Here is a 13,015-nt window from a genome sequence, read left to right on the forward strand (position 1 = left end):
TTATCCGAAGTGTTTGAGATACGATTTCTTTTCAGGTGTTTCGGTCTTCGTGACTTCCGCGCCACTAGAAAAAGCGACCGGGCGGGCATCGACTTGTTTTTCAAGTTCGGCGATCCGCTCGAGCGCTTTGGCGAGTTCGGTCTGTTCAGTTGTGTCCTCTGCTGGCGTCTCTTCTTTCACGACGTCCTCAGCGACCGCTTCCGGCTCGTCTTGAGGTGATGCCGGTTCTGCTGGTGTCTCCTGCTTGGCGAGTGCTTTCGCGACTGCCTCGGCGACCGTGTCGGTCACAAGTGTCTGGAGTTCTTCTTTCGTCATTGTCATCACCTCCTCTCCCTGTTCTTTTTGCACTTGCTCATGTTCGAGCAGCGGTGCGAAGAATTTCTTCAACTTGCTAAGAAATGAGGTGTCTTCTTTCGTCAGCACGTCCTCAGACGGCTCTTGTGGAGTTTCCTGCGCCTTCTCGACGTTGCCGTAACCAGCCAATGAGAATCCGGTATACTCACCCTTCTGGATACTCTGCCACACGTCATCGACGACCTTGACCGCCATCATCCACGTGCCTTTCGTCACCGTCTGTCCGCCGAGTTCGAAGTCAGCGGGCGCGATGTACGATTCGATGACCTCGCCCACCTTCGACGTGAAGTCGTGTTGCTTGTCGATGTTGCGGAACTCCTTGAGGAACACGTGAGCGGCTTTCTCAATCTCCGAGGCGTCCATGAAGTCGCCGTGTGCGTCCACGACGTCCGGCTCATACACGACGCCGTATACGATTTGCTGTGCCTCGTCACGCTTGAGCAACTTGACGTCCGCCTCGACGTTCGGTTGTTGGTCACTCTTCACCAACAAAAAAGACCGCTTGTTGGCGGCCTTGTCGACGATGGAGACGTGTGACGGGATGAGGTTGGTAATGCGTCCCATGTAATCACTCCTCTTCATTACTTAATTCAATACGTCCTAAAACAACATCTTCTACATAACCCATTAGCGTTGCTAATTTTTCACGTATCACTGCTGCGTCATGTTCATTGACTATCGTTAAGTCAAATTCCATCTTGATATTTGCAGTAGGGAGTCCTTGTTCTCTCGCCTCTACCGATAAACTTGATTTATTGCTATCGACCATGTATCCACCAATCATTCGAATCCTCCTATCACGTTGTCTCGAATCGCTTGCCGTTCGTCCTCACTCAATCCAATGATCCGTTCATCGACGACAGGAATCCGTGTGCAGTGACAGTTGATGCGCTCTTTCGCTGGTAAGACAGGGTCACGCGGGTACATCGCCGGATAGCCGTTCACATCGAACAGTTCGCCGATTGGACGATACTGCCCGCTCATGGCGACATGCGCCTCACGTGGCTTGTTCTTCCGTGCGCCCGTATGTTGCCACCGTGTGCCGATGACCGAGGGTGACTGGCGATAGGCTTCATCTTCTCCGACCGAGTAGGCGGTGAGTGTTTCCGTGATGGCGATACGTCGTGCTCTCGCCCGACTGAACACGTCATGCTCTTTCAGCTCGCGTGCGAGCTCGTCGATCGACTTGCCTGCCTGTACGCCCCGTGTGAGCACGTCCAATACCTTGTCGGCGCTGTTCTGCCCGATGTAGCCCGCTAGTGTCTCGCTATAGGATTCAAGGAACCGGACGGTCTGTGGGTTCAAATACGAAAAAGCCGCCGTCTTGTCGATACGGCTCATGATGAGCTCTGCCATCTCTGCGCTGACCTTCGGGAAGAACGCTTTGAGGTCAGCAATCAACCGCTCACTGGCGAGTATCGCCGCGAGTTGTCCCTGCAAGCCGATGTTCCATGCAAAGTTGAACGCCCCGCCCACCTCGTCGTAAAACGTCGTGATGACCTTGATGTAGTCACGTCCGAGGTTACGGAGCAAGCGGGCGAGCGTCGCCTCGAGTCCATTGATCCGTGCGACGATGACCTCCACCTCGGGATAGTCCCGAAGCAGGTCCTTCAACTCGTCGTCATCCGCTTTCAGCAACACGTCCCAATCAGTCCGGCACATGGTTCCACGCCCCTAGCGTGTCGTTCACCTCGTCTAACGACTCCCTCACGTCCTTCATGACGCCTGTAATCTCTTTGGAGAGCTCCGCACCCTGTACGTCTTGCATGGTCGCTCGGACGGCTTGTGCGCCCTGTGGCAACTCGTGCTGTTCACCCTGCAAGACGGGGAGTTCCAATCCAATGAGTTTCCCGGCGACCGCCCGCACCTCGTTATCCGAGAATCGCATCCCGAGTTTATCAAGTGCTTCGATAACCAACTCGTCGTTCGAGAGTTCTGGACCGCGTACCTCAATCTTCACTTCTTTGAGTTGATACGAGGCGAGCAAGTGACGGTTGAACAAATCTTCTAACGCCTCCCGCTCCGCTTGGAACACTTGTTCCTCGGCGATACGCTTCGCCTCTTCGACCGTGGAGCGGTTGTAGTCCTGCGACAGCCCGACGTATACCGGAGGCAGTCGGAAGCTACTGAGCACCTTCTCACGCACCTTGTCGTCGTAATCTAAGAAGAGGGCGTCCGTCTGGAGCATGTCGGCGAGTGACTTGATTTCAATATCCACTTTGTCCTTGTCATCGATCCCGTCCGTCACTTTCTCCGCTTCAAGAACCAACATCTTATGCTGCATCGCCTCGTTGCCGATTTCATTCGTGTAAGAAGCGAGTGCGAGCTCGGCATCTTCACTTAATTGCCCGTTTTTAATGAGCACTGCCATCGGTGTATGTCGCCCTTGCGAGAAGTAACGGAAGTTGAGCTCCTCCGCTTTGCGCGCTCCCATGATGGAAACGAGGGGACCAATCCAGCGAGGAACACCCCAGTGATCCGTGCCAATCTTGAGATGCAACAGCTCACGCGCCTGTCGTCTCGGGTCATCCGTGTCAGTGCCGGTCATGAAGTCGATGCCACGCGGGTCGCCGAACTCCTTGAAGATGTATTTGTCGACCTTGAACTTGCGGAACTTCTTCCAAACCATTTTCTCTTTGCCCTTGCGAACCATTTTTGTCAGCACAGGCTCGGCTTCAGGCTTCGAGAGTTGCACCAACTCGGGTTTGACCCGCTCCAATTGGATGACATTGCCCTTGTCATCCCGAATGACCTCAAGGAAGGCGTTGCCCGTGACCTCACGATCATCGAGCACCTCTTTAAACAGCTCGGAAAGTGACTTGTCGATGCTTAACCAGTCGAGCACTTCCTCGACCAAGTCCCATTCAGCGGACTGCCCGCTATCCTCGGTTGACTCGTCGATATACTCCGGCACGATGCCGTAGCCGACGATGTTGTTCTTATAGGCGGCAATGGCTTGTTGGAGGATGCTCGATTGCTCCACGACGAGACGGAGTGACTTCGGAGCATAAGGCACCGCGACCCAACTACCATCGTCCTCTGCGGTCGAGCGGGTGACAGGGAGTTCGGTCGCCTTGCCTACGAATACGCGTTGTTTGTTCATGTGCTCACCTCACTTAAAAGAGCAGGCGACGGCTGTCCCTGCGAATTTTGTCCTTGATGCGGTTCAAATGCGCCAGTGCTTGCGTCGTGCTGTCCACGTCGTCATCGTGTGTGGCGAACGGGAAGCTGACGAGTTCTTCGATATAGTCATGCACCCACGGCGCGATGTCGGGATGCGGTAGATAGACGTTGCCCGCCTCCCATGTCGGGGAGACGGCTTGTGCTCTTGCGATCTTTCCGCCCTCAGGATTGACGGGCACGATGCCGTGTACTTGTTTACGGAGCGTCGTGATGACCGCTGGCCCGTTCGCCTTGTCCTCAATCAAGATGGCGTTATAGTCGGAGTGCTTCGCTCGTAGCGACTGGATGGCTCGTAGCGTCGCCGTGAAGTCCATCTTTCCGTTCACACGGTCGATGAGGTAGCGGTCAGCGCCCTTCTTGCTCCACACTTGACCCGATACGTTATCCGCTCCCGTCGAGTCCTTGAACGTCAAATCCCATGAATGGACCGTATACTCCAGTTCGCTCGGCAGCTTGCGGTAGAACTGAATCCATTCACGACGGAAGATAGCGCCCTCGTCTGGAGCGGGACGTTGTTGGTAGAGCGCGCCCCACGTGCGGGACCCGACTTCCACCTTCTTTTGTTTCGCCCATTCCTCGTCATAGCCGAGTTCCCGGCAGAGCGGGTCACCTTTCGAGCGACCGAGTAGATCATGGTCATCCTCGGCAATGGCGGGAAGACGCAAGCGAATCCAGTCACGGGATGCGTTCTCGAGCAAGCGCCCGACCAAGTCATCCTCGTGCCACCGTGTCATGATGACGATGACCGACGCCCCGTTATGGAGACGTGTCGAGAGTGTCGACTCCCATTCGTCCCATACCTTCTGTCGCATCGTCGGGGAGTTCGCTTCCTCGGCGTTCTTGATAGGGTCATCGATAATGAGCAAGTCCGCTCCCTGACCCGTGATAGAGCCACCGATACCCGTCGCGACCATGCCACCAGGTAACCCTGACACCGACCAATCCTGCGCCGAGCTGTTGTTCGCATCGAGCGCCAACCCGAACACGTTTGCCGCCTCGTTGAACTTGTCGCGATTCAACCGACCGAACTTGCGGGCGAGTGTGTCGGAATAAGCAGCGGCGATGACGCGTTTTGTCGGGTTCCGTGCGATGTAGTAACTCGGGAACGTCTCTGTGACCGTCTGGCTCTTCCCGTGTCGTGGTGGCATCTCGATGATGACGGAGAGCGATTCCCCGTCGGCGATGCGTTGGAGCGGTTCGGCGATCAGTTCGATGTGTGGGAACAAGTGAAAGCGTCCGTAATGCACCTGCACGAGATAATCGCGGTAGGAGCGGCGCATGAGCTCACGCTTCGCCTCGTCCGCAATCCGTTTGCGTTGGTCAATCGTCAAGTTGAGCAAGTCGTCTCAACTCCTCTGTCGTAAGCCCCGTCACGTCTAGGCGGTGGTCCATCTTGCCCGTGTGACTGATTTCCTGCTTATCCCGCCACTCGTGCGGCTTACGGTTCTTGAGCCAGAAGATGGCAGCGGTCGTGTCTGGTGCGACTTCCTTCGTCACTTCCTTCACAATTTCACCGTGTTCCCTCGTCACCTCGACATAACGAAAGCCGAGTGCACGTTTGAACAACGCGTTCTCGACTTGATAGTCCGCGACTTCCTTCCCTTTTTTTAAGGCCTCCGAAATCTCCACCTGTTCATTCTTCCACTTGTACAACGTACTCTCGGCAACGCCCATGTTCGAGGCGATCTGTTCATTCGTCAGCCCATCTCGCGCCCATCCTTCTAAAAGCGTGAGCCCTTCTGGGGTCAACCATTCTTCATACTTTGGATTTGCCATACGGCTCACCTCCTTTTATGTCTACAAGGCCGCGCACGTTGGGGGATGTCTAGGGAGAGTCGACACGTGAGCGGTATTCTAGGCACAAAAAAGACGCCCTGAGGCGTCGTCGTCAGAACAGGTTATCCATCATCTCATCCGAGCATCCGTGTTCCCAATACTCGCGTTCGCTGATTTCCTGTCCCGTGTATGGATCATAGTAAGTCCGTTCCTCGTCTTCGTTGAACCATTCGTAATCATTCCCGCGTTCCATTCGACCACGCTCCCAGTTATAGGTACAGCCATCTTTCCGCTGTCCAAAAGATATAACCGTCTCGTTCGTCGAATTCGCAGGTTTTCCGAAAAGTTTTTCGTTCATTTCGTTCCACGTCCTTATATTCAAGTTACGCCACTCTACTGCGCACACTGTATATAGGGTCGTTTTCGAAAAATTATCCACTTTCCGCGAAACTAAATTTAAAAAGACGCCCCATAGGAGCGCCTTCATTTCGGGCAGAGCAACCCGAATTCATGTATGGAGAATTGCGAGTCCTCGGAGCGTCCGTTCATCGTCGGTGGTTGGGAACGTCTCCGAGTCCTCTACTCTCTTAGTCTATCCTCTATATGCGTGACGCGCGTACACGATTCGTACATGAATAGTAAAGTCGTCCGTCACTTCTGCCACCAAGCTCCTTTGAATTCTCCATCCACAATCATGCAGTCACAGAATCCACCATGGGTCGGAAGGAAGCAGTTCGGGCAGTCACCTCGTTCGATGGCTTCTTCCGCAAACTTACGTTGTCGTTCCGCTTGAGCTTGCTTCATCCGCTTTCGCTCTGCTGTCCGTCTGAGAATATGCTGTTGAACGATTGCCCGTCGTCTTCGCTTTCTCACTCCCCCTCGCCTCCCAACGCGTCATAACAACTCTGGCAATACCCCGTCGTCCCTCCGAAAATATCTGGCTGTTGCAACGTCGCCTCGTTCCCGCAGTCGCAGTTCGGTGGGTAGCCTTGGATGCGTCGGTTCTGCTCGATCAATGCGCGTAGGGTCTCCTGTGTCTCGAGTGGCATCAGTACACCCCCGATGCGATGCGACGGAAGTTCTCCTCATTTTTGAGGTCGTAGGCGATACGGATTTCCTCTGTCGTGTAGTTGAGGCGTTCCATGAGAGCTGTAGTTAAAGCGAGACCATAAATGATTTCATCGCTTAGTCTAATACCTTTCAACACACTGACCATATTCGCATTCTTAACTGATTTTTCATATAAATCATATCCTCGTTTTACCAACACGAGGTATTCATCCTCTCGTCTCTCTTCAATCGCCAGTCCTGCGATGAAGTGCAGGATGTCGCAATACTCGTCTGCAATCTTCGCTCGATCGTTCGGCTTGAACGACCACCACTTGTACGTCTCCTTGAACTCCTTGACGAACTCGTCCACTTCGATGAGTCCTGCCAAGTCACGCACCTCCGTGTCGGGGATGAAGCGTGGGTTCTTCATGAACGCCGCGTCCAGAATCCGTTGCTTCTCAATAATGTAGTCCCATAGCTCTTTTGTCAGTATCATGTGTATTCCTCCTAGAATAATGTAAGTTGTTCTTCATCCACTTCAACTGTCGGAACAAACGTTTTCAGCCATTCAATGAACTGCTCGACATAATCGTTGAATCGCATCTTGAGTCTAACTTCGTTGTCCGTCACACCTAACAGGTTTCGGAACTCCCGATGTTTTCTGTTGGTCCAAATCATGAACTCGTTTATATCGAGGTCATCCCCGACTTGAAACCCATTCGTCAACAAGTAGAGGACGAAGTACGGTTGTGACTCGTTGAAGTCTAAATCCTCCGGTAGAACCTTTCGCATTGTCGCCGCCTCCTCGCTTAGTGGAGCTTGATGGGTCGTGCCACCAAGCTCTTTTATTGGCATCTTCTGGTCAATTCATAATTTTATTTGCTAAACGAAAACCTTCCGTCGAAAAATTCAACACATGGACGAGAATGACGGACATTTACTAATTCGACTTGTGTGAGTTCGTCAAAAGGATGGAAATTTGCTTGAATCTCTGAATTTCCATCACGGCTCAATATGCTAAAATGAGAGATTCTATAAATTCCTCCACTTGCAACGTGTCGCACGAGTTTACCTGCATGTTTCTCGTTGTAGTCATCTAGCAATAACGATAAATCTTCATTGCTCTTCTTTTCAGTAATCAAGTACGGGTTAATAACTTCCATTCCATCCACTCTCCTATAAAATTTATCTTTCCTTCGCTATCTCCGATAAAAGCACGAACTTCCTCAGTTGCCCCTCGTCGAGCACCCGATTCGTCCGATTGTACGGGAAGTGCTTCTCCCGCGGTCTCACCTCAATCCGTCCGCTGGGGCATCGGATGCCGTCTGCGACGACGACACCCTTGTACTTGATGCGGAGATGGTTGACACGTTTCTCGTGCGGGATCAGTTCGAGGGTCATGATTCTTCTTCCAGAATTGCTAAGATGCGTTTTGCTTTTTCGGCATCATCTGTAAAGAACAGAGTCAGTTTTTGAACTTCTTCGTCACCGCCGTATTGAACCATTTTCTTGCGATTCTTCATAAACCATTCTGCCGTCGCTCGCTTACAGTCATCCGTTACTCTGCGCCACTTCATACTCATCGTTCCATCATTGTTAATCGGAGCCATATAAATTTCCCCACTTACACCAGCTACAAAAAGTTTTATTTTCTCATATGCCATGTTCTCCACTCCTATTCGTCTTGCCGTAGTAAGCTGATCGCCATCGCCCCGAATATCCCGATGAGGAACAGCGTCATGCCTGTGTCCGTCCAATCAATCACTGCCTAGCTCCTCTCTGACGACACTCAACCAATCGAGCGCCGCCGCGTTCCCACTCTCCACCCGCTTGCAATGGCCCACGAACCATTGATACGGGATGCTCTTGCGACCGCCTGTGGTGTCCTGCTGTTCCCACCAGCCCCGCAACTGCTCCGCGCTGAGATAGTATGTCTCGTTGTGTGCCGAGAATCGGACGAGCAGAAAGGCGATGCCGCCCGCCCGTGCCGTCTCCATTGCCGTGTCCATCTGGTGCTTTTTCACATTTCTTAAAGGGAAGTTTGACTGCTCAGTTGTCTGCTTTGCATCAAATGTGATGTAGCGACCGTTCGAGATGCCGTAGAAATCCAATCCGGCTTTCCCTTCGTGGAACGCATCGATCACTTTGCCTCGTTTCGCCTTGCCCGTCTTCTGCCCTCGAATCATTTTCACCTCAGCGTGTGCCTGGTGCATGAGCGCCTCGCCACGTAGTCGGTAGACACGGTTCGATTGCAGGACGAGCGCTTCGAGGTCCTTGCCCCGATTCTTCGTGCTGACAGTCATTCCCAATCAAGCCCCCGTTCCTTCGCCTCTTTTGCTGTTACCCAGTCGCCTGTGTTCACTTTGATGTATGCCGAATGTTCACCTTGTACGAAACAAACGAATGGCGTGTAATTCCCCTCATGCAGTTCCATTTGGGTGAAACCCTTCTTCGCTAGCCAGACCAACGCATCTTTTAAGTCGTAGTGCAAGCACTCTTCTTTTTCTTGCTCGTCGTATTCGCGTTCCCAATAGATTTCCGTGATATATACCGTTTTAATCACTCCGTATCCCTCACTTTCGCGTACGCCTCTGCCGCATCCTTAATCGTCACCTCATGGATGCGCCAACTCCGCATCATGCCGTCCTCGTAGCCGCGTGCCTTGCCGACTGCATACCCCAAGAGGTACAGCGCCCACGCGCCGAAGATGTACGTTAGTGTAATCATTGTCTCTCCACCGCCCGCTTGATAATTCCTTCAATCCCCTCATACCGAACGATATGCTTGAACATTTCCTTTCGAGCCCGATCGATTGCACGGTGTCGACGACGCAATCCGTTGTCCCGAACCTTTTCGATTCCTAGAATGATGCAATCTTCTAAGCGACGCGCCCCAGTGTCGAACGTGCGCACTTCCCACACCGTTCCGTCTGGTCGTTTGAATCTCCGATTCACGATTATCGCTTCGAACGTTCCGCTCGCAGAATACGAAAACGGCGTTATCTTTTCTTTAGGTTCCTCAAACTCCACTTCTGCATATGCCGCATTACCGATTTCCTTGCCGTCCACAAACAACTTAATATCCCCTGCATCGAACCCCATGTTTCTCATCCTCGTCCCTCCAGTTCCTCAATCAGCATCTCGACGTAATGTTTTGCCTTGCGCAGGTCGTCCACGCCATTCTTATTCGGGTACCTCTGCAAATATTTCAGCGCATTCCCTCGCAGAAAGCCCTCCACCTGTTCCGGCGGGCAGTTGGCGCGCATGAAGGCAATCGTGTCGATGCCTGTGTCATAGTGCGCGGGTTTGGACGGTTCTTGTTGCGACTTATCCGTTGGTTCGATGTTTGGAAAGCTATAATCGATTGAATGTAGATGTTCGATTGGTACATGGCACCATTTGTTCTCATCATCTCTTAGAGCGACCAACGCAGCGCCTTCATCAATTCTTCTTACGATTACCAATTGTGATGTTTCTTTTTCTTTGCCCTTTGTTGTGATTGTTCGCTTGTAGAGATACTCCCCACCTACTTTTAGATTCATCTCCCCAACTCCCTTTCCAGTGTGTAGGCAATCGTCGTACGCTCGATCAACTTGCCGTCCTCCATCACGACCTCGACATCATGTGCCACGTCATGAATCTCCTGCGAGCGTGCCGTGAGATACTCTGCCCAGACATCTTTGTCGCGGTTGATAGCGCGTGTGGACGGCTTCTTGTGCTCGTATGGTGCACCGATGAGTTCTGATTGTTCCTCAGGCTTCAAAGCGGTGGCAGCGACTTCCTGTGCGTTCTCCTGCTCATTCACGGGTGATTCCTCCTTTGGTTCAATTGGATAAATGAGGTTCGGGGCTTTCGGCTTCTTGTTCGCCTGTTTCTTCTGGTGCACATTCTCTCGAGTCGAACCACGACGACGTCCTCTGCCTCGCGTGAGTCCTAATCCCAGTTCTTTGTTGATGGCGTAGTAGGTCGGGTTGGTGATGCCGATTTCTGCGCAGATATCATTGATGTTTAAACCCTTATCAAAGAGTTCCTTCATCCGCTTGCCAATCACTTCTCGTTTGAGTTTTTCTCCCTGCTTGCTGACTCGGCTTCTTGCGTCCAACTGAATCCCGTTGTCTTTGATGACGCTCTTGATTTTCCACGCGGAGACACCGAGCACTTCCGCCGCGGTTCGGGCGGACATCTTTTCCACTTCGATGAGCTCACGGACTTGCGCCACGAACTCCATGTTTTCTTGCTCCTCTGGCGATTCGTTGTCCCTCGATTCCTGCTTGACGCCTTCGATGAGCGGGCGGATCTTCGTCTCCACCGTGTCGTAGAGTCGGCACAGTTCGGGCAGGGTCATGCCCCGCTGGTACTGCTTGCGGACGACACTCGGGATGATGGGGTTATGGTCGATTTCCGTCGTCATGGTTTGGCTCCCTTCTTCAAATCGTGGCGTTTAATCATCTCGCTGATGCGCTGTTTCGAGACACCGAGTTCTTCGGCGATCTTGACTTGGCTCCAGCCCTTGGCATATAGGTTCTCAATCTGTTCGAGTTGGCTCACCGTCTTGATGCCATAGCGACGGCAGAGCGTGTCAACATAGCTTCGGTCGATGCCAAGGAGGGCGCCGATCTGTTTGCGGTTGTAGCCCTCATGAGCGAGTCGTTTCATCTCCTGCATACGCCATTCGGTCTTCTCGGACGGTCGCGGCGGTCTGCCGTTGCCGACCTTCTCGATCTCCCGTTTCGCCGCCCAGCCGTGTTCCTTCACGACGGCTTGGATGTCCTTTTTCTTCAATCCCATGAGTCGGGCGATCTGGAGAGGTGACATGCCGCGTTCGGTGCGCTTTTTGATAAGTTGTAGCTGCACGTTTCGAGGGATGTCCTTGTCCTCGACCAATGCGCCGAGTTCTTCGTCAATCATGTTGGTCACTCTCCCAAAATGTCACATCGTATTTCCCTTCGAGCACGCTGGCGATCTGTGAAATCAATCGGTTGCGTAGGTTGAAGTAATGCTGTCGTGAGATACAGAGTTCGTTCGCCATGCGTTCTGGCGTGTAACGGTGACGTGGATGATAGGCAAGGTTCCAGATTTGTCGCTCGTCGTCCGTGATGAGGTCGTATTGGTCTTCAAGCAACTTCCGAAGGCGTTCCATCTGTTCGACTTCCGAGCGCTTGTGGACGGCGTTGAACGTCGGGTCAGACGGAGCGGACGAGCCGCTCCCTTCCCGTAAGCTGTAACTTGCCGTCGTGGTCGTCGCTTGCTCGGCACGCATCTTGGCTGACTCGATTTTGCTCGGCATGCGGTGGTAGTCGAAGAGGAGACGCTCGATGCGCTTGCGCTCCTTCTTGGATAACTTCGTGCTCAATAGTTCATCTTGCATCCGGTGTGTCTCCTTTCGGTTTCTGGACGACGGCGATGTATGTCTCCCCGTCACAGTAAAAGTCGGTCGAGATGCCCCCGATCTGCGTCCAACCTACGCTGAGATGCTCCTCTAACTTCCGTTCGAGCTGTCGGCGGTCAGGGCTCTTCAGCAGTTTCTTGCCGTTCTGGGCGAACCCACACACGAGCGAGTGCCATTGTTTCTGATCTTCGGTCACGTCTTTCTTCTTCATCTTGTGCTTCGAGCGTTGCTTCTGCGACTCTGTGATGCTGATGAAGCGCTTCGGCATGTCGGGTTGTATCTCTGGCTTTTGCGGGATGCGTCGGGTCGGGTCGACCGCGCCCATCTCCCTAAGTACGTCAGCGACTTCCATCGTCGTGACCGTGTATTCGGCACGTGGGTCTAAGTTATGTTGGATCGTGATGTCATGTGCGTTCATGCCGTTCGAATAGAGTGTCAGGATCTTGCGTTTCATTCGTTTGTCCAAGGGTGTACCTCCCATCCCTCTTTCAACAGCGACTGCAACTCGCATTGGCTAAATGCGTCGTATAGTGTGGCACGTGTATCCCCTTCCGTCCGCACGAGATACATCCAGCGTGTACCTCGGAAGCGGACGAAGGTCTGCGGCTTCTTCTTGCGGCGGTTCATTTGAGCACCCACTCGTTCGAGTCGAGCAGGGCGTACAGTTCATCTTCGGAGACGTCCTTGACGTCCTTGATACGGTTGTCAACGATGACGTGGAGCGTCAGCCTGTCAGGAAAGAGCAGATAGCGCGTCGTGCCTTCTGTGCGTTCATAGTGCATCGTCATTCTCCTTTCAGAAGGTGGGGATGCTCGTGGATGTTGCCGATGACTTCGTAATCCTCTTCTGTGTAATTAATTGACCCTATCCAGCAGACCCCTGTGCCATTCTCTTCACCTGTATAGTCTGAATAAAATCTGCTGTTGATGTTTTCTAGTGTGCAAGAACCATCCTTAAATCCAACAGATGCGGTGAACTCTTCCTGAACTTCGTTCCCATCAAAGAACCAATGTATACAACGGACAATGTCGCCCTCGTAAATCTCGACGTCGTTCTTGTCTTTCAGTCCTGTGTATTGCAGTAATTTGATATCTTTAAATGACCAACTTGTTACATCCCACCAATACGGTGCATTTACCTCGGTTTCTATTGGAAGTTGCGCCGTTTTTTCGTTGAAGTCGAAAGTCAACACATCACATAAAATCTTTTTACTCGGTACCCATGCCCGAAATTTAATTTCTCTCATCTCAACGCCCTCCCTTTA

25 protein-coding genes are annotated in these 13,015 nt (G+C 52.6%); all 25 read right to left on the reverse strand.

Translation table 11 applies throughout. The features are described 5' to 3' along the window. The 25 genes from KNP62_RS03595 to KNP62_RS03715 all read right to left on the reverse strand — a co-directional run bounded on the left by KNP62_RS03595 (position 1) and on the right by KNP62_RS03715 (position 12,997). Positions 1-918: an XkdF-like putative serine protease domain-containing protein gene (locus KNP62_RS03595; protein ID WP_214783256.1), complete on the reverse strand. Its 918-nt coding sequence runs from the start codon at positions 916-918 to the stop codon at positions 1-3. Between the two features lie 4 nt (positions 919-922). Beyond that, complete coding sequence (locus tag KNP62_RS03600; protein WP_214783259.1) at positions 923-1,138, reverse strand: hypothetical protein; 216 nt, start codon at positions 1,136-1,138, stop codon at positions 923-925. Next, entirely contained in the window at positions 1,135-2,016 is an 882-nt protein-coding gene (locus tag KNP62_RS03605) for a phage minor head protein (RefSeq protein ID WP_214783262.1), read from the reverse strand. Before KNP62_RS03605 ends, KNP62_RS03600 begins: the two co-directional genes overlap by 4 nt. After that, on the reverse strand, positions 2,003-3,457 hold the full coding sequence (locus tag KNP62_RS03610; RefSeq protein WP_214783265.1) for a phage portal protein: 1,455 nt from the start codon (positions 3,455-3,457) through the stop codon (positions 2,003-2,005). The genes KNP62_RS03605 and KNP62_RS03610 overlap by 14 nt, the downstream gene beginning before the upstream one ends. A gap of 13 nt (positions 3,458-3,470) precedes the next feature. Continuing rightward, complete coding sequence (gene terL / locus KNP62_RS03615; protein WP_251125567.1) at positions 3,471-4,877, reverse strand: phage terminase large subunit; 1,407 nt, start codon at positions 4,875-4,877, stop codon at positions 3,471-3,473. Beyond that, positions 4,858-5,313 carry a helix-turn-helix domain-containing protein gene (locus tag KNP62_RS03620; protein WP_214783268.1) on the reverse strand — a complete coding sequence of 152 codons (456 nt, stop codon included), beginning with the start codon at positions 5,311-5,313 and terminating at the stop codon, positions 4,858-4,860. The genes terL and KNP62_RS03620 overlap by 20 nt, the downstream gene beginning before the upstream one ends. Before the next feature lie 112 nt (positions 5,314-5,425). Beyond that, positions 5,426-5,671 carry a hypothetical protein gene (locus KNP62_RS03625; RefSeq protein ID WP_214783271.1) on the reverse strand — a complete coding sequence of 82 codons (246 nt, stop codon included), beginning with the start codon at positions 5,669-5,671 and terminating at the stop codon, positions 5,426-5,428. A gap of 293 nt (positions 5,672-5,964) precedes the next feature. Next, the gene (locus KNP62_RS03630) at positions 5,965-6,186 is read right to left on the reverse strand and encodes a hypothetical protein (protein WP_214783273.1); all 222 of its coding nucleotides are present in this window, start codon (positions 6,184-6,186) and stop codon (positions 5,965-5,967) included. 175 nt (positions 6,187-6,361) lie between these two features. Beyond that, entirely contained in the window at positions 6,362-6,859 is a 498-nt protein-coding gene (locus tag KNP62_RS03635) for a dUTP diphosphatase (protein WP_214783276.1), read from the reverse strand. Positions 6,860-6,870: 11 nt separating this feature from the next. Further along, the gene (locus KNP62_RS03640; RefSeq protein WP_214783279.1) at positions 6,871-7,155 is read right to left on the reverse strand and encodes a hypothetical protein; all 285 of its coding nucleotides are present in this window, start codon (positions 7,153-7,155) and stop codon (positions 6,871-6,873) included. Positions 7,156-7,238: 83 nt separating this feature from the next. Beyond that, positions 7,239-7,526 (reverse strand): hypothetical protein, encoded by a 288-nt coding sequence (locus KNP62_RS03645; protein WP_214783282.1) that lies wholly within the window; start codon positions 7,524-7,526, stop codon positions 7,239-7,241. A gap of 22 nt (positions 7,527-7,548) precedes the next feature. Then, complete coding sequence (locus tag KNP62_RS03650) at positions 7,549-7,764, reverse strand: hypothetical protein (protein ID WP_214783285.1); 216 nt, start codon at positions 7,762-7,764, stop codon at positions 7,549-7,551. Beyond that, a complete protein-coding gene (locus KNP62_RS03655) occupies positions 7,761-8,027 on the reverse strand; it encodes a DUF7446 family protein (protein WP_214783288.1) in 267 nt (88 codons plus the stop codon). Before KNP62_RS03655 ends, KNP62_RS03650 begins: the two co-directional genes overlap by 4 nt. A 93-nt stretch (positions 8,028-8,120) precedes the next feature. Next, positions 8,121-8,666: a Holliday junction resolvase RecU gene (locus KNP62_RS03660; protein WP_214783290.1), complete on the reverse strand. Its 546-nt coding sequence runs from the start codon at positions 8,664-8,666 to the stop codon at positions 8,121-8,123. Further along, a complete protein-coding gene (locus KNP62_RS03665; RefSeq protein WP_214783293.1) occupies positions 8,663-8,926 on the reverse strand; it encodes a hypothetical protein in 264 nt (87 codons plus the stop codon). Before KNP62_RS03665 ends, KNP62_RS03660 begins: the two co-directional genes overlap by 4 nt. Next, positions 8,923-9,090 carry a hypothetical protein gene (locus tag KNP62_RS03670; RefSeq protein ID WP_214783296.1) on the reverse strand — a complete coding sequence of 56 codons (168 nt, stop codon included), beginning with the start codon at positions 9,088-9,090 and terminating at the stop codon, positions 8,923-8,925. Before KNP62_RS03670 ends, KNP62_RS03665 begins: the two co-directional genes overlap by 4 nt. Then, complete coding sequence (locus tag KNP62_RS03675; RefSeq protein WP_214783299.1) at positions 9,087-9,473, reverse strand: hypothetical protein; 387 nt, start codon at positions 9,471-9,473, stop codon at positions 9,087-9,089. The genes KNP62_RS03670 and KNP62_RS03675 overlap by 4 nt, the downstream gene beginning before the upstream one ends. Further along, a complete protein-coding gene (locus KNP62_RS03680) occupies positions 9,470-9,904 on the reverse strand; it encodes a DUF3310 domain-containing protein (protein WP_214783302.1) in 435 nt (144 codons plus the stop codon). Before KNP62_RS03680 ends, KNP62_RS03675 begins: the two co-directional genes overlap by 4 nt. Then, complete coding sequence (locus KNP62_RS03685; RefSeq protein ID WP_214783305.1) at positions 9,901-10,773, reverse strand: hypothetical protein; 873 nt, start codon at positions 10,771-10,773, stop codon at positions 9,901-9,903. Before KNP62_RS03685 ends, KNP62_RS03680 begins: the two co-directional genes overlap by 4 nt. Beyond that, positions 10,770-11,270 carry a helix-turn-helix domain-containing protein gene (locus tag KNP62_RS03690; protein ID WP_214783308.1) on the reverse strand — a complete coding sequence of 167 codons (501 nt, stop codon included), beginning with the start codon at positions 11,268-11,270 and terminating at the stop codon, positions 10,770-10,772. The genes KNP62_RS03685 and KNP62_RS03690 overlap by 4 nt, the downstream gene beginning before the upstream one ends. After that, positions 11,263-11,730: an ArpU family phage packaging/lysis transcriptional regulator gene (locus KNP62_RS03695; RefSeq protein ID WP_214783311.1), complete on the reverse strand. Its 468-nt coding sequence runs from the start codon at positions 11,728-11,730 to the stop codon at positions 11,263-11,265. The genes KNP62_RS03690 and KNP62_RS03695 overlap by 8 nt, the downstream gene beginning before the upstream one ends. Next, positions 11,720-12,217: a hypothetical protein gene (locus tag KNP62_RS03700; protein ID WP_214783314.1), complete on the reverse strand. Its 498-nt coding sequence runs from the start codon at positions 12,215-12,217 to the stop codon at positions 11,720-11,722. The genes KNP62_RS03695 and KNP62_RS03700 overlap by 11 nt, the downstream gene beginning before the upstream one ends. After that, complete coding sequence (locus KNP62_RS03705) at positions 12,202-12,378, reverse strand: hypothetical protein (RefSeq protein WP_214783317.1); 177 nt, start codon at positions 12,376-12,378, stop codon at positions 12,202-12,204. The genes KNP62_RS03700 and KNP62_RS03705 overlap by 16 nt, the downstream gene beginning before the upstream one ends. Further along, positions 12,375-12,533 carry a hypothetical protein gene (locus tag KNP62_RS03710; RefSeq protein WP_214783320.1) on the reverse strand — a complete coding sequence of 53 codons (159 nt, stop codon included), beginning with the start codon at positions 12,531-12,533 and terminating at the stop codon, positions 12,375-12,377. The genes KNP62_RS03705 and KNP62_RS03710 overlap by 4 nt, the downstream gene beginning before the upstream one ends. Before the next feature lie 2 nt (positions 12,534-12,535). Next, positions 12,536-12,997: a YopX family protein gene (locus KNP62_RS03715; RefSeq protein WP_214783324.1), complete on the reverse strand. Its 462-nt coding sequence runs from the start codon at positions 12,995-12,997 to the stop codon at positions 12,536-12,538. Positions 12,998-13,015: the final 18 nt, after the last annotated feature.

Source organism: Exiguobacterium sp. s183, from assembly GCF_018617655.1.
Classification (GTDB): domain Bacteria; phylum Bacillota; class Bacilli; order Exiguobacteriales; family Exiguobacteriaceae; genus Exiguobacterium; species Exiguobacterium aestuarii_A.

Excerpts from the sequence above, each read along its gene's own strand:
- KNP62_RS03645 (WP_214783282.1), bottom strand. The coding sequence starts at position 7,526 with ATGGAAGTTATTAACCCGTACTTGATTACTGAAAAGAAGAGCAATGAA.
- KNP62_RS03675 (WP_214783299.1), bottom strand. The coding sequence starts at position 9,473 with ATGAGAAACATGGGGTTCGATGCAGGGGATATTAAGTTGTTTGTGGAC.
- KNP62_RS03710 (WP_214783320.1), bottom strand. The coding sequence starts at position 12,533 with ATGCACTATGAACGCACAGAAGGCACGACGCGCTATCTGCTCTTTCCT.
- KNP62_RS03600 (WP_214783259.1), bottom strand. The coding sequence starts at position 1,138 with ATGATTGGTGGATACATGGTCGATAGCAATAAATCAAGTTTATCGGTA.
- KNP62_RS03705 (WP_214783317.1), bottom strand. The coding sequence starts at position 12,378 with ATGAACCGCCGCAAGAAGAAGCCGCAGACCTTCGTCCGCTTCCGAGGT.
- KNP62_RS03670 (WP_214783296.1), bottom strand. The coding sequence starts at position 9,090 with ATGATTACACTAACGTACATCTTCGGCGCGTGGGCGCTGTACCTCTTG.
- KNP62_RS03715 (WP_214783324.1), bottom strand. The coding sequence starts at position 12,997 with ATGAGAGAAATTAAATTTCGGGCATGGGTACCGAGTAAAAAGATTTTA.
- KNP62_RS03595 (WP_214783256.1), bottom strand. The coding sequence starts at position 918 with ATGGGACGCATTACCAACCTCATCCCGTCACACGTCTCCATCGTCGAC.
- KNP62_RS03695 (WP_214783311.1), bottom strand. The coding sequence starts at position 11,730 with ATGCAAGATGAACTATTGAGCACGAAGTTATCCAAGAAGGAGCGCAAG.
- KNP62_RS03640 (WP_214783279.1), bottom strand. The coding sequence starts at position 7,155 with ATGCGAAAGGTTCTACCGGAGGATTTAGACTTCAACGAGTCACAACCG.
- KNP62_RS03680 (WP_214783302.1), bottom strand. The coding sequence starts at position 9,904 with ATGAATCTAAAAGTAGGTGGGGAGTATCTCTACAAGCGAACAATCACA.
- KNP62_RS03650 (WP_214783285.1), bottom strand. The coding sequence starts at position 7,764 with ATGACCCTCGAACTGATCCCGCACGAGAAACGTGTCAACCATCTCCGC.
- KNP62_RS03620 (WP_214783268.1), bottom strand. The coding sequence starts at position 5,313 with ATGGCAAATCCAAAGTATGAAGAATGGTTGACCCCAGAAGGGCTCACG.
- KNP62_RS03660 (WP_214783290.1), bottom strand. The coding sequence starts at position 8,666 with ATGACTGTCAGCACGAAGAATCGGGGCAAGGACCTCGAAGCGCTCGTC.
- KNP62_RS03610 (WP_214783265.1), bottom strand. The coding sequence starts at position 3,457 with ATGAACAAACAACGCGTATTCGTAGGCAAGGCGACCGAACTCCCTGTC.
- KNP62_RS03635 (WP_214783276.1), bottom strand. The coding sequence starts at position 6,859 with ATGATACTGACAAAAGAGCTATGGGACTACATTATTGAGAAGCAACGG.
- KNP62_RS03690 (WP_214783308.1), bottom strand. The coding sequence starts at position 11,270 with ATGATTGACGAAGAACTCGGCGCATTGGTCGAGGACAAGGACATCCCT.
- KNP62_RS03605 (WP_214783262.1), bottom strand. The coding sequence starts at position 2,016 with ATGTGCCGGACTGATTGGGACGTGTTGCTGAAAGCGGATGACGACGAG.
- KNP62_RS03685 (WP_214783305.1), bottom strand. The coding sequence starts at position 10,773 with ATGACGACGGAAATCGACCATAACCCCATCATCCCGAGTGTCGTCCGC.
- KNP62_RS03625 (WP_214783271.1), bottom strand. The coding sequence starts at position 5,671 with ATGAACGAAAAACTTTTCGGAAAACCTGCGAATTCGACGAACGAGACG.
- KNP62_RS03655 (WP_214783288.1), bottom strand. The coding sequence starts at position 8,027 with ATGGCATATGAGAAAATAAAACTTTTTGTAGCTGGTGTAAGTGGGGAA.